Annotated in this window: 8 protein-coding genes; all 8 read left to right on the top strand. The window is 53.0% G+C overall.

Annotated features, from left to right (window positions below):
* The first annotated feature begins 25 nt into the window (after nt 1–25).
* The 8 genes from BUB16_RS12000 to BUB16_RS11965 all read left to right on the top strand — a co-directional run bounded on the left by BUB16_RS12000 (nt 26) and on the right by BUB16_RS11965 (nt 14,272).
* Nucleotides 26–1,546: a sulfatase family protein gene (locus BUB16_RS12000; RefSeq protein WP_211483163.1), complete on the top strand. Its 1,521-nt coding sequence runs from the start codon at nt 26–28 to the stop codon at nt 1,544–1,546.
* 284 nt (nt 1,547–1,830) lie between these two features.
* Nucleotides 1,831–3,711, top strand: coding sequence for a sulfatase-like hydrolase/transferase (locus BUB16_RS11995; RefSeq protein ID WP_084088241.1), 1,881 nt, complete (start codon nt 1,831–1,833; stop codon nt 3,709–3,711).
* Nucleotides 3,712–3,741: 30 nt separating this feature from the next.
* A complete protein-coding gene (locus BUB16_RS11990) occupies nt 3,742–5,148 on the top strand; it encodes a sulfatase family protein (RefSeq protein ID WP_084088240.1) in 1,407 nt (468 codons plus the stop codon).
* A gap of 129 nt (nt 5,149–5,277) precedes the next feature.
* Complete coding sequence (locus tag BUB16_RS11985) at nt 5,278–7,497, top strand: alginate lyase family protein (protein WP_073064398.1); 2,220 nt, start codon at nt 5,278–5,280, stop codon at nt 7,495–7,497.
* 818 nt (nt 7,498–8,315) lie between these two features.
* Entirely contained in the window at nt 8,316–9,674 is a 1,359-nt protein-coding gene (locus tag BUB16_RS11980; RefSeq protein ID WP_073064396.1) for a sulfatase-like hydrolase/transferase, read from the top strand.
* A 243-nt stretch (nt 9,675–9,917) separates the two neighbouring features.
* A complete protein-coding gene (locus tag BUB16_RS11975) occupies nt 9,918–11,627 on the top strand; it encodes an FAD-dependent oxidoreductase (protein WP_211483162.1) in 1,710 nt (569 codons plus the stop codon).
* 120 nt (nt 11,628–11,747) lie between these two features.
* The gene (locus BUB16_RS11970; RefSeq protein WP_434083891.1) at nt 11,748–13,457 is read left to right on the top strand and encodes an FAD-dependent oxidoreductase; all 1,710 of its coding nucleotides are present in this window, start codon (nt 11,748–11,750) and stop codon (nt 13,455–13,457) included.
* 254 nt (nt 13,458–13,711) lie between these two features.
* Nucleotides 13,712–14,272, top strand: a complete 561-nt coding sequence (locus BUB16_RS11965; protein WP_073064387.1) for an RNA polymerase sigma factor — start codon at nt 13,712–13,714, stop codon at nt 14,270–14,272.
* Nucleotides 14,273–14,703 lie beyond the last annotated feature (431 nt).

Genomic DNA, 14,703 nt, shown 5'->3' with positions numbered 1-14,703 from the left:
TTTCCTTGCTAAGAAAATACTGCTCTTGAGTTTGATCACATGCTGGGGGATATCCGGTCACGCCCAGGAGCAGCGTCCCAATATCCTGTTTGTCATCAGCGACGATCAGTCCTTTCCGCACGCCTCGGCCTACGGATCGGAGTTTGTGGATACCCCTGCTTTCGACCGGGTGGCCGGGGAAGGCATTTTGTTTATGAATGGTTTTGTGGCCTCACCCGGCTGCAGTCCCTCGCGCGCTGCGATACTGACGGGGAGATATCCCTGGCAAAACGAGGCCGCGGGGACGCACGCCAGTTCGTTTTCTGAGAAATATACCGTACTGCCCGACCTGCTTGAAGAAGCGGGATACACGGTGGGCTATACCGGCAAGGGATGGGGACCGGGGGACTGGGAGGCGGGGGGCAGGGAGCGGAATCCGGCGGGACCTGCGTTCCAGGATGAGGAGCTTACCCCGCCCCATGACTATATACGCGATACCGATTATGCGGGCAACTTCCGGGTTTTCCTGGAACAGCGTCCGCAGGAATCTCCCTTTTATTTCTGGCTGGGCACTTCCGAACCGCACCGGGCCTATGAAGAGGGTATAGGCCGGGCGGCGGGCAAAAAGCTTGAGGATGTGGAGGTGCCGGACTACCTGCCGGATACGCCTGAAGTGCGAGGCGATCTGCTCGATTACGCTGTTGAAATCGAATGGTTCGACCGGCACCTGGGAGAAGCGCTCGCACTGTTGAAGGAGCGGGGTGAGCTTGAAAATACCATGATTATTGTGACTTCCGACAACGGGATGCCGTTCCCGCGGGCCAAGGCGAACCTCTATGAGGACGGGATTCACGTGCCGCTGGCCATAAGATGGGGGGAGCACGTGGCAGGGGGACGCGTGGTTGAGGATCTGGTCAGTTTAATCGATATTATGCCGACCGTTCTCGAGGCGGCCGGGGTCGAGCACCGGGGCGAATACGTGATGACCGGAAAGAGCCTGATGAATATCCTGACCTCCTCCGAAGAGGGCATCGTGGATCCCTCCCGCTTGGCGGTTTATTCGGGACGGGAGCGTCACTCGAGTTCCCGCTGGAACCACCTGGGGTACCCCCAGCGGTCCCTGCGCACGCATCAATACCTCTACATCCGGAACTTCGCCCCCCAGCGATGGCCGGCCGGGAGTCCGCGCCGCATTGAAGATGGACAGCTGACTCCCATGCACAGCGGCTATCACGATATTGACGCCGCTCCCGCGCTGGAGGTGATGACGGAACAGGCCGATGATCCCTATTTCAACCGGTACCTGCACCTGGCCGTTGGCCGGCGTCCCGCTGAAGAACTATACAATATTAAGAAGGATCCCGCCTGTATCAACAACCTGGCGCTGGATCCCGAATACGAAGAGCTTACCCAAAGTTTCCGGGAGCGGTTGAGGGGAGTTCTCAACAAAACAGGAGATCCGCGCGTGGCCGGTGACGGTGATGTGTGGGAAAGCTACCCTCGTCTCCGGGGACCCATGCGGGAATTCCCGGCCCCGGAATGGGTGCTGCCGGTGAAAGAGGATTGAAGATTGTTATTTTTGAATTAGATTTTGTTAATTGGTCAGGGTTCAGGTTTTTAAAACGGGATATGATTGCCCGATCCCTCTCTTACCCAACGGCCGCCGGGGGGAGTCAATAATTTTTTATACTATTTTTACCGGTCATGGGATCTGCGGGTACCTCCGGTACGCCCCCAGAGCTTGCAGAGATGGATGTACTTGTCGGCAAGGATCGGAGGATGGACTTTATGCACGGGACAGCCATTTTATAAACAGTTATCTAACCCATATTCGCATTAACAGATAAAACCATGAATTGGACAGGGAAAAGAATTTGGACATCTATCACAGGAACGGGATTGATTCTGCTGCTGGTTTGCGGCCTGGTCGGCTGCGGGGAATCCACGGAAGACTCTCCGGAAGAGACCCTGGAGGAGCTGCCGCCGCCGAACATCCTGTGGATAACCAGCGAGGACAACAGTCCGATTCTCGGGGCGTATGGGGACGACTATGCGGATACACCCCATCTCGACCGGCTGGCCGAGCGGGGCACGGTCTATGAGAACGCCTATGCCACCACGCCCGTATGCGCACCCTCCCGGTTCACCCTGATCACCGGCACCTACGCCAACCGGATGGGCACCGAAAATATGCGCAGCCGCTTTCCCATCCCGGAGCAGATCCGTTTTTTCCCGCACTACCTGCAGGAGGCGGGCTATCATACGACCAACAACCGGAAAAAGGATTACAATACGGTGGACCAGCCCGGGGCCTGGGATGAGTCCAGCGGGGAAGCCCACTACCGCGACCGCGAAGAGGGCCAGCCCTTTTTCCATGTACGCAATATTACCATCAGCCACGAGAGCAGCCTGCACGATCCCATTGATACGCTGATTCATGATCCCGGCCATGCGCCGGTTCCCCCCTACCACCCGCAGACGGAAGCCGTGAAGAAAGACTGGGCCCACTATTACGATGAAGTCACGCGGATGGACCGCCAGGTAGGTGAGATCCTCGAAGAGCTGGAAGCCTCCGGCGAGGCCGAAAACACCATTATCTTTTATTACGGTGATCACGGGGGAGCGGTGCCCGGCTCCAAACGGTTTATGAACCAGCGGGGGCTGCAGGTGCCCCTGATGGTGTATGTGCCCCCGAAATACCGGCACCTGGCCCCGGAGGACCCCCGCACCGACCGGCTGGTTTCCTTTGTGGACTTCCCGGCGACAGTGCTGAGCCTGGCCGGCATCGAACCGCCCGAATTTATGGACGGCAGACCCTTTTTGGGGGAATACGAAGCTGTCCCCCGGGAGTATGTGCATACGTACCGGGGACGCATGGACGAGCGGTACGACCTGGTGAGGGCGGTCCATGACAAAGAGTTTTTGTATGTCCGAAACTACATGCCCCAGCGGATATACGGGCAGCATCTGTGGTACCTGTGGAAAGCGCCCTCGATGCAGAGCTGGCATACGGAATATCAGGCGGGCACCCTGGATGAAATCCAGCGCCGCTTTTTTGAGCCCAAGCCGGCCGAAGAACTGTATAAGCTCTCCGACGACCCCTACACGGTCCATAACCTGGCGGACGACCCGGAATATCAGGAAGAGCTGAGGCGGCTGCGGGAAGCCAACCGGGAATGGATCCGCGGGCAGCGGGATGTGGGCTTCATCCCGGAGGGTATTATCGATCCTCTCCGCGGCGAACGCCCCCTGGTCGAGGCGGTCCGCGAGGATGAAGTCCCCCTCGGGGAGATTATTCGAACCGCCGAGATGGCCTCGCGGGGCGTGGACGACCATATAGGGGAGCTGGCCGACCGGCTGGACCACGAAGATCCCTCGGTGCGGTACTGGGCGGCGATGGGACTGGCGATCGGCCACGAGCACGCCTCGGCCTACGAGCAACAGCTATTGGAGCGCACTGATGATCCGTCGGGGGTGGTCCGGGTCGCCGTTGCGGAAGCGCTGTATGCGCTGGGTCGCCGGGAGGAAGCCTTCGGCATGCTCGGGGAGAGCCTCGAGCATCCCGATGATCATGTGAAACTGCGGGCGATCAACTTTCTGGAGACGGTACGCTCGGATCCGTTTCCCGGGGAGCTGACCGAGCGGCTGCGTGCCCTCGCCGAACAATACGAAGGCAGTGACGGGACCGGCAACTATGTGCACCGGGCCGCCTCGAGACTGGTCGCAGAATAAGATTCAATAATTAAATAACCTAATATCAGTATGTTGCATAATAGTAGTAAGGTATTTTCAAATTTTAAACAGCGCACGTTCCCCCGAATCGCAGGCATCGTTTTGTTACTGTTTTCATGCATAGGCCTCGCCGGTTGCGGAGAGCAGGCAGCAGACGAGGGACAGCCGCCGAATATTGTTATTTTATTCGCCGATGACATGGGGTATGGTGATCTGAGCAGTTACGGGCACCCTACGATTGCGACCCCGAATATTGACAGTCTGGCCGGGCAGGGGGTGCGGTTTACCTCCTTTGTCACCGCCTCCTGGTGCGTGCCCTCGCGTACGGAGCTGCTGACCGGACGTCACCTGCCGCGGGTGGACCTGGGCGGGGGCACCGGCTCCGACGGGGAAGGGGGGCTACCCGACAGCGAGGTGACGCTGGCCGAAGGGCTCCAGGCGGCCGGGTATGCCACCGGCATGGCGGGCAAGTGGCACCTGGGGTATATGGAAGAGGAGTTTCTGCCTCCCAACCAGGGTTTTGACAGCTGGTTGGGGCTTCCCTATTCCAATGACTACCGCAAGCCGTGGGTTCAGACCGAGGAGCCGCTGGGGCTGTACCGGGGGACACAGATGGTAGAGCATCCGGTTAACCAGGATTCCCTGACGGTCCGATACACCGAAGAGGCCGTCGACTTTATCACCTCCCGGGCCGGGGAGGACCAGCCGCTGTTCTTCTACCTGGCCTACAACATGCCGCACCTGCCGATTCACACCACGGAGGAATTTCGCGGGCAGTCGCGCGGGGGCTACTACGGGGATGTCATCGAAACCATCGACTGGAGCGTGGGCCGGGTTCTGGAGGCCCTGGAGTCCGAAGGACTCTCTGAAAATACGATTGTGTTTTTTGCTTCCGACAACGGTCCGTGGAACAACCTTCCGAAGCGGATGCTGCAGGAAGGCAACAAGCACTGGCATACGGGCTCGCCCGGGCTGCTGCGCGGATATAAAGCTACTACCTACGAGGGCGGCACGAGGGTACCGGCGATGATTCGCTGGCCGGGTCAGATTCCCGCCGGACAGGTGACCGATGAGCTTGCGGGGATGCCGGATATCTACCGGACGCTGATGGAGGCGGGCGGGGCAGATCTGCCCGATCATACCCTGGACGGCTACGATCTGATGCCCTTTTTGAAGGGAGAGCAGGAAGCCTCGCCCCGCAAGGAGTATCCCTATTTTCTGCGGGGACAGCTGCAGGCGTACCGGGAGGGGCCGTGGAAGTTGCGCATTATGGAGCCGGAACCCCAGCTGTTCAACCTGCAAAACGACCCGGGCGAGCGGTGGAACCGGGCGGAGGAGCATCCCGGGATTGTGGACCGGCTGCAGGGCAAGATAGAAGAGCTTGCCAGGGAAGTGGGAGCGGAGCTGCCGGAGCCGGAAAAAAAGGAGCAACAATAGCGTCATATAAGTATACCGTCCCCCTGGTCCCGATAGCACTTTAAACGGTTAAGATGGATCCCAACGGAGCAGTAAGGAGGGACAAAATGTGAGCTGGTATTTTGATTCAAAGTTCTGTATGTCCGTACTATGTATAATTATATTTCTTTTATTCTATGGGCTGCCATAACCTTTTTAGCCGTACCTCCTGTTACGGTTGTGAATACAGCTGCAGGTATAACAGAGGATAAGATAGTGGGTACGGCAGAAGAAAGGGTTTTACTGTCCGCCGAACTCACGGAGGATTCAACAGACTGGAGGGCGATAAGGAGCGTTGAAGAGGTTTGGGGTGCTTATCCGGACCGGGTTCGATTTCTGATGGAACAGCTGGATCTTGATAAAGCGGGACTCGAAAAAGTGAGGGTAGCCGTGCAAAATGGGGATACGGTTAAGGCCGCCAAATCTTTAATAGCGTATTACAAAGAATCCGACTCTGGTTTATGGCTGAGGAATAAGTCTTTCAATTCTTTAGAGACTTCTGTTCTTAGAGAGGCAAATCAACTCTTAGATAACTCTGTTAATATCAGTGGAACTCAATTAACTATACCTTCCAATGATAAAGGAGGGTGGCAGTGGGATTTCAAAGGACCAGAGAAAGATAAAGAGGTAGCATATAAGTTAAATGCACACGAATATCTAGTCTCTTTATATAAGGCAGGTATAAGTATTAAAAAGGATGAATATATAAAAAAAATTGATTCTATAATGAGAGACTGGATCATTCACAATCCACTGCCCAGTGAACAGGATTCGATGTATATGGTGCTCAATACGTCCACGGAAACCCTGGACTGGAGGGATATCACGGAGGTCCGGTGGAGAGATTTAGAAGCGGGAGTTCGTATGGGCGCTACCTGGCCTCAAATATTTTATGGATTTCAACAATCCGAAGATTTACTTCCAGCCACTCGCCTGCTTATGCTTTCAAGTATTGCCGAACATGCCGGGTACCTGCGGGAATATCATAAAGAGGGAAGTAATTGGACTATTTTAGAAATGCATGGTCTTTCCCTAATTGGACTTGCTTTTCCTGAATTCAGAAAGGCGGAAGATTGGACTCAATATGCTCTTGAGGTAATGGAGGGTGAAATCAATAATCAGGTATATCCAGATGGAGTTCAAACAGAACTATCAACAAAGATTCAGTGGACAGCGTTAAAGCGCTTTGAGTCGCTGGCGGATAATTTTATGCAAGCGGGACAGGCGGTCCCGGGGAGCTATGTGGAGCGGCTGGAGCAGATGTACCGGTACCTGGCCTACAGCATGCGCCCCGACGGACACCAGCCGCTGAACAATGATTCCGACCGGGAGGATCTCCGGCCGAGAGTCCTGGAAGCCGCCGGCACATACGGGCGGCCGGACTGGCGCTGGATTGCCACCAACGGCCGGGAGGGACAGCCGCCCGGGGGTGTGCCGTCGGCGGTTTTCCCGTGGGCCGGCATTCATGTGATGCGCGATGGGTGGGGCCCGCAGGCCCAGTGGGGGTTCTTTGATACGGGTCCCTTCGGCACCGGCCACCAGCACAGCGACAAGCTGCACCTGTCGGTGTCCGCCTACGGGCGGGACCTGCTGGTGGACGGGGGACGCTATACCCATGAGAACTACTTTAGTTTTGACCCGACCACCTGGCGGGGGTATTTTCGCAGCTCATTTTCCCATAATGTGATTCTGGTCGACGGAGGGGGACAAACCAGCGAATCCAACCGGGCCGAAGCGGCCCTGGTATCCGGGGACGATTACCTGAACAGGCCTGGTTTTGACTACGCGCGTGGCACCTACGGGGGAGCCTATGCCGGGGCCGCGGGAGGGGCGGCCCATACCCGCGCGGTGCTGTATGTGCGGGGACGATACTGGGTGGTAGTGGACCGCATCGCCACGGATCGCCCGCGTGAAATTCAGGCCCTGTGGCATTATGCCCCCGGGCTGCCGCTGCAAAGCGAGGGGCACCGGCAGGTGGTCTCGACCAGCCCGGGCGGGGCCAACCTGCGCATCACCCCGGCCGGTCCCGGTGCCATGGAGTGGACGCTGGAGGTTGTAGAGGGCCAAACGGAGCCGGTTATCCAGGGATGGTACAGCGAGACCTATGGCCGGAAAACCCCGAATCCCACGGCGGTCTACAGGGCGGAGATCGACGGCGATGCGGTCTTCGGCTGGGTGTTGACGCCCGCCGGCGGGGAGGTCCCGCCCGTGCGGGCAACGCTGCTGGAGGCTACCCCCCGGCAGGCCAGGATCCGCGTGGAGGTGGAGGGCGAACCCCCTGTTACGGCCACGGTCCCCCTGCAGGAGGGGCTCTCGCCAATTATAAAATGACCTTCCTAAGAAGGAGAAGAACACAATATTTTTGCCATGGCAGGTCCATATCTAAGAATAATTCTATGCAGGAATTATTTATTTTAAATTGACGAAGACGAATTATAAGATAAATCGTCCGGATCCTGTCTTTGTTTATTATCCTGATCCTGATGTTGATGGTCAACACCGTCTTTGCCCGGGTGATCTCTATCCTGTTTATCTCATTCCCACCCAGCGGTTTATACTGGTTCTATTTTTCTTTTCAAATTAGTAAGTACGTTTAGTTTGGATTATTCATGAATAATCCAAACTAGATTGATTTTGATTTAAATAAATAATTAACATTTTATAAAGAAGATCTAAAGGTAAGATATTTTTAGAAATGGGGGAATGCGCTGTATAAAAACCTTGCTTCATACAGTATCATTAGTAAGTATTTCAAAAATGTATCGGAACACATATTGTGGTTATGGGTAAACCAATTCACAAGAGAACCTATACTGAAAGTCGGTTGACTGCCGCATTATATTTGGCACCGAAATATCTGTTTAATGTTTCATGTGGATGTTTAAAAATGCGGCCGGGAAATGGTGATTAAGATGTGTATGATATAAAAGATAAATATCGTGAAATAAAGAAAAATTAAAGACTACCTATTTAACTCTCCCAAGTAGAGATAAGTCGGTTGATGGATCAAATAAATGATCGGACTCTGGATCCTACAGAAGAAATTTACCCGTTGGGAACTCCCTATTAGAGCGTCATTTTTAGCCGGTGGTTATGGATGGGGTAAATGACCCCAGTATATCGATAACAAGTAATTTTGGAATAAACTTATGAAAATCCCACATCTGGTTGTAAACCTTGGATCTATTGTACTGTTAATCTTATTGTTTTTATTAGTTTCATCATCTGAAGCGAAGATTAGCAAAGAAAAGGAAGTCCATAAAGATAGACCCAATATTCTATTTATCCTGGCTGATGATCTCGGGCTCGATGGGATCAGTGCCTATGGTGGAGAACTCGTCGAAACTCCCAACATTGACCGCCTTGCCAAAGAGGGGATGAAGTTTTCCCACATGTTTGTGAATCCCTATTGCACTCCGACACGTTCTGAGCTGTTGACGGGACGATACCCGTTTCGGACGCAGACCCTCTTTCCCATATCAGATTATGAGCGCCATAAAAATGATGTGTTAAAAACATCCGAGCCAAGTTTCGCCCGGCAGTTAAAAAAAGCGGGGTATAGAACCGCTATAGCCGGCAAATGGCAGCTCTCGTTTTTGTCAAAACAAGATTGGGTCCGTGACTTTGGATTTGATACCTACCAGTTCTGGCAAATCATGACGGAGAATAATGAGCGGACGACGAGATACCATAATCCATACTATCGCAGGGATGGAAAGGTTATTCACGAAGAGATCAACGATCGATACGGTCCGGATGTTATGGTTGACTTTCTTACCGACTTTATAACCGATAGCCACCGGGAAGGCCGTCCGTTTATGGCGTACTACACTTCGTTGCTGCCTCATTTCCCCTGGGTACCGACCCCCGACAGCAAAGATTCCAGCCTGTCCGGTAGTCTTGAGCGGGGTATAAACTATGGTGTGCCAAAATATTTTCCGGATATGGTTCGGCGTCTGGACTATAACGTTGGCCATCTCCTGGAAACCCTGGATCGGTTGGGAATTGCTGATAATACGGTAGTGATATTTCTGACTGACAACGGTACGGATCAGCATCTGTATTCAAAATTTGAGGAGCAAACGCTGTATGGAGGGAAAGCCACCCTTACCGACCGCGGATCACAAGTGCCCCTGCTGATACGATGGCCAGAAAAAATTGAGCCCGGGAGTGAAAATACCCATTTGATTGAGGCCGCTGACTTTCTTCCTACTTTAAGTGAGATTACCGGTGCGCCGCTGCCAAACCAGTCGATCGACGGTAAAAGTTTTGCTAAGAGCCTTACCGGTGATGACGGTTCTTATCAGCCCAAAGAGTGGGTTCATGTCCAAACGGCCAATGGACGCTATCTGCGTACAAAAGAATGGATCGTCACGGATGATGGAAAATTTAAAAGAGTCAAACCATATCCCACGGATGCAGTGGAGGTTGATGAAACTGAACTGAGTGAAACGGATAGAAACACGTTAAAGCAGCTGGAACAAACGCTGAAAAGTCTTCGGGACTGAAGGGAAGAATGAAAGCATTAATGCCGTCACAGCATATTCAGCTATTTCCGGAGGTTGCCACACACTTGAGGTTCTGTTTGCAGCAAATGGTAAAGAGCTAAAAATAAAGTATTCATTGCGGGTTATTCTTGAAGAAAGATTAAAGCGAGGTAAAGATGCGGCTTCATGATCATCGTGAAGAGGTTAGCATGCAATTTGAAATAAATAACATGGTGGAATATGTCGGTCAATCGAAGAGATTTTTTGAAACGTTCTATGGTGCTTACAAGCGGACTTCTGGTGCCCCGGTATCTTGCGGGCTGTAGCGGTGCTCCCCGGGACGAAAAGTATGATATGGTGATTTACGGGGCGACCTCCGCCGGGGTGATTGCGGCGGTGGCTGCCGCCCGCAAAGGGCGTTCCGTGATACTCCTGGAGCCGTCGGGACACCTGGGAGGACTGACTACCGGGGGACTCGGACAGACTGATATTGGCATTGAAGGTACCATAGGCGGGATGTCACTGGAGTTTTACAGCAAAATCCGCGAGTACTATACCAATGACGACGCCTGGCAGTACCAGACCCGGGATGAATTTATGAACCGGACCGACCGCCTGCAGGAGGGAAGTGACGGCATGTTTGCCTTTGAGCCGCATGTGGCCAAGCAGGTATATCAAACGATGCTTGATGAGGCCGGCGTTCCGGTGGTTATGAATGAGCGGATTATCCTCGGCGGCCGGGGGGTGAGGATGAATCAGGATAAAATCACCGCCGTCGAAACCACCTCGGGAAATGTCTACAAGGGTAAGATGTTTATTGATGCGAGCTACGAAGCAGATCTTATGGCTATGGCAGGGGTTTCCTACACCGTGGGACGGGAAGCAAATTCCAAATACGGGGAGACCCTGAACGGGGTTCAGAAAAGAAGGGCCCATAACCACATTTTCAGAGAACAGGTGGATCCCTATGTAGAAGCCGGGCAGCCCGGCAGCGGGGTATTGCCCGGCGTCCATAACGAAAACCCGGGCGAGGATGGAGAGGGCGATGATCGCGTGCAGGCCTACTGTTTTCGCTTGACGCTTACCGATGTATCCGAAAATCAAATTCCGATCGAAAAGCCTGAAGGATATGATGAGCTCAGGTATGAACTGCTGTTCCGTAACTTCGAGGCGGGCGATCACCGGATTCCCTGGATAAACTCTCCCATGCCCAACCGAAAGACGGATATTAATAACAGGCTGGCGTTTTCAACGGATAATATCGGGATGAATTATGATTATCCGGAGGGCAATTACGCCACCCGTTCCGCCATCATTGACGAGCACCGGAATTACCAGCAGGGCCTGTTATGGGCGCTTGCCAATCATTCCAGGGTGCCTGAGAGTGTGCGCAGTGAAATAGGGAAGTGGGGACTCGCGGCCGATGAATTCCGGGATAACGGATCCTGGACACCACAGCTGTATATCCGGGAGTCCAGACGCATGCTCGGGGAGTACGTAATGACCGAACACGATTGCCGCCGGCTGGAGATGGCCGATGATCCGGTGGGACTGGGGTCCTACAATATGGACTCCCATAACGCGCAGCGTCATATCACGGAGGAGGGATACGCGCAAAATGAAGGCAACATTGAATATACCCCGGGCGGTCCCTATGCCATCTCGTACAGATCACTGACCCCTCGCAGCGAGGAATGCTCAAATTTACTCGTGTGCTGTAATGGCGTGTCCGCTTCCCATATTTCGTTCGGTTCCATTCGCATGGAGCCGGTCTTTATGGTGTTGGCCCAGTCAGCGGCCAATGCGGCCGATATTGCCCTGGAGACCAACAGTGCGGTGCAGGAGGTCCCGTACCGGCAACTCAGAGAGCGGCTGCTTGAAGAGGGACAGAAACTCGATATCGATCTCGAGCAGTGGCCCCCGGCGGACCAGCCCACCGATGAACTGTGTCAGGCTGACTGCGGCCGGCTGTAAGGAGCAAGAATCATATAGCGTCCGCAGGATTTTTAATATACATACAGACACGGTTTTTCTATGCAGGATTACTTAGCAGAAGCATTGAATTTCATTTCAACTAACATAGGATATAGTAACATGAGAATGAGCCAGTCTAAATATTACATAAAAAGACTATCCCTTGTCTTCATTTTAATGGGTATCGCTCCCCTGCTGTTTGCGCAGCAGCATAATGCTCCAAAAAAGGCCGGTCACTACCAGGCGGATGTCGTTATCTACGGGGGCGCCTCAGCGGCGGTGACGGCGGCGGTGCAGGCGTCCCGCATGGGAAAGTCGGTAATCATGGTGTCACCGGATATCCACCTGGGCGGGCTGACTTCCGGGGGACTCGGGTATACGGATGTGGGGGACAAGGCGGTTATCGGGGGACTCTCACGGGAATTTTACCAGCGGGTGTATACCCATTACCAGGATACGGCGGCCTGGCGGTGGCAGGATCACGCCGATTTTGGTGAGCTGCGCGGGCAGGGTACCCCGGCCGTGGACAAAGACAAGGCTACCATGTGGATCTTCGAGCCCCATGTGGCGGAGCAGGTCTATGAGGAGTGGATAGCAGAGGAAGCGATCACCGTACTTCGTGATGAGTGGCTGGACCGCAAGGGCGGGGTGATCAAGGAGCAGGGCAGGATCCGATCGATCGAGACCCTGAGCGGGAAAGTTTTCCGGGGACAGATGTTTATTGATGCTACGTACGAAGGGGACCTGATGGCGGCCGCCGGGGTCGACTACCACGTGGGACGGGAGGCCAACAGCGTATACGACGAAAACTGGAACGGGGTGCAGACGGGAGTCTTTCATCACAGCCACCACTTTGATCCGGAAACGGATCAGGTTTCACCTTACTTTTCACCCGGCGAGCCCTCCAGCGGTATTATCGGGGGCGTTTCGGCCGCTCCACCCGGCCGGAAAGGGTCCGGCGACCAGAAAATCCAGGCCTACTGTTTCCGGATGTGCCTGAGCGACCATCCCGACAACCAGGTCCCTTTCCCAAAGCCCGACAGCTACGAACCCTCTCAGTACCTGTTGTTACTGCGGATGTTTGAAACCGGCTGGCATGAGCGAAATAACTTTTTTGCCAAATACGATGCGATCCCGAACCGCAAGACCGATACCAACAACCACGGGCCGGTCAGCACCGACTATATCGGAATGAACTACGATTACCCGGAGGCTTCGTACCAGCGCCGGGAGCAAATCATCCGGGAACACGAGGATTACCAGAAGGGACTGATGTATTTTCTGGCCAACGACCCGCGGGTGCCCGCGGAGATACAGGAAGAAGTGAACCGGTGGGGACTGGCTAAAGATGAATTTACGGACAACGGCCACTGGCCGCACCAGCTCTATATCCGGGAAGCCCGGCGGATGATCGGCCGGTATGTCATGACCGAACACGAAGTGCTGGGCAAGCGCGAGGTGCCCGAGCCGGTCGGGATGGGGTCTTATACGATGGACTCCCATAACGTGCAGCGATATATTACCCCGGAAGGGTATGTTCAAAACGAGGGCGACATCGGGGTGCACCCGGATCAACCCTACCAGATAGCCTACGGGTCGCTCGTGCCGAAAGAAGCTCAGGCGGAGAACCTGCTGGTCCCGGTAGCGCTGTCGGCCTCCCATATTGCTTTCGGGTCGATCCGCATGGAACCGGTATTTATGATTTTAGGGCACAGCGCGGCCGCCGCGGCGGCTCTGGCCCTTGAAGAGGAGGTGAGCGTGCAGGCCCTGGACTACTCGCTGCTGCGCGAGCAGCTGCTCGGGGACGGACAGGTCCTGGAATATGAATAAGAGAGACCGCTTTTCTTTGTGAATAATCCAGCTTAGATTGATTTTGATTTAAATAAATAATTTAGATTTTATAAAGAAAATCTAAAGGTAGGATCTCCCATAGAAATGGGAACGGATGGGAGTAAAAATTTAGCAAAATAGTATTCAAAATCAGGTATTAATTGAGCTTGGGTTAAGATGTCAATCGTTCGAGGAATAACTGTGTCCATGCGATACTGGATAAACATTGCTGCCAGGTTTATCCAGACAATGTTATGAAAAAAGACCATTATGCAGAAGATGTCAGATTGTGGAAGCGTCTTCTCGACGATGATCGCGAGGCATTATCCGAACTGTTTCAAAAATATTACAGGCCATTGCTGAACTATGGATTAAAGCTTATTCCGCGGGAAGAGCTGGTAAAAGATAGTATACAGGAACTGTTTTATTCCATTTGGGAGCAGCGGAGTAATCTGTCGGACATAGAGTATGTCCGTTCCTATTTGTATATATCCCTCAGAAGAACTATTTACAGACAGAATGAAATTAAACAAAAAAGAAATAAGAGAGAGCAGTCCTATTCTGAAGAGTCTTTCCGGCATGTGGTAAATAAAGAGGATCTGATGATGATGGAAGAATTCGAACGAGAGCAAAAACAGGAACTAAAAAGAGCCCTCGAAACACTTAATCAGAGAGAAAAAGAGACAATTTTCCTGAAATTTTACAGTGGATTGTCAAATGCAGAAATTGCCGAGGTTATGGAAGTGAACCGGCAGAGTGTCTATAATTACGTGCACCGGGCCATTCAGGCATTGAAAAAGTTTTTGAATGTATAGATTCTGGTGCCGAATTTCAGACTGAAATTAGAATAAAGGCTTTTCCTTGAATTGCTCATGGCTGGGAGGGTAGTGTAAATTAAACCCGGCGGTGTTGGGTAGTGTAATCTAAACTCTGTCCGGTTTGTTTATTTTTCAGGATTACGGGTTAAATCCAGCGGCAGCCGATCTCTCAATCGAATGACTGGACAGGTATGCCTCCACCTTTTCTTTTTAAAAAAACAATTCATCACTACTGCACAGTCAAATAAATTCATTCTGTGCGTTCAAATACACCTTTAATCGGACGTAATGATAAAGCGGAAGCAGTACATGTCTTTTAGGGCTTATCTTGTTGTAAATGGAGTTTAAGATAGTAAAATCGCTCTCAACTCCGAAATAAATGAGTCGGTTGTGCCGGTTGGTGATAATCTTCTTGCATGCAGCTGATT

Source organism: Fodinibius roseus, from assembly GCF_900129315.1.
In the GTDB taxonomy this organism is placed as follows: domain Bacteria; phylum Bacteroidota; class Rhodothermia; order Balneolales; family Balneolaceae; genus Fodinibius; species Fodinibius roseus.
The sequence above is the reverse complement of the archived record's forward strand: the minus strand, read 5'-3'. Positions and strand labels throughout refer to the sequence as shown.

Excerpts from the sequence above, each read along its gene's own strand:
- BUB16_RS11965 (WP_073064387.1), top strand. The coding sequence starts at position 13,712 with ATGAAAAAAGACCATTATGCAGAAGATGTCAGATTGTGGAAGCGTCTT.
- BUB16_RS11995 (WP_084088241.1), top strand. The coding sequence starts at position 1,831 with ATGAATTGGACAGGGAAAAGAATTTGGACATCTATCACAGGAACGGGA.
- BUB16_RS11970 (WP_434083891.1), top strand. The coding sequence starts at position 11,748 with ATGAGAATGAGCCAGTCTAAATATTACATAAAAAGACTATCCCTTGTC.
- BUB16_RS11985 (WP_073064398.1), top strand. The coding sequence starts at position 5,278 with ATGTATAATTATATTTCTTTTATTCTATGGGCTGCCATAACCTTTTTA.
- BUB16_RS11990 (WP_084088240.1), top strand. The coding sequence starts at position 3,742 with ATGTTGCATAATAGTAGTAAGGTATTTTCAAATTTTAAACAGCGCACG.
- BUB16_RS11980 (WP_073064396.1), top strand. The coding sequence starts at position 8,316 with ATGAAAATCCCACATCTGGTTGTAAACCTTGGATCTATTGTACTGTTA.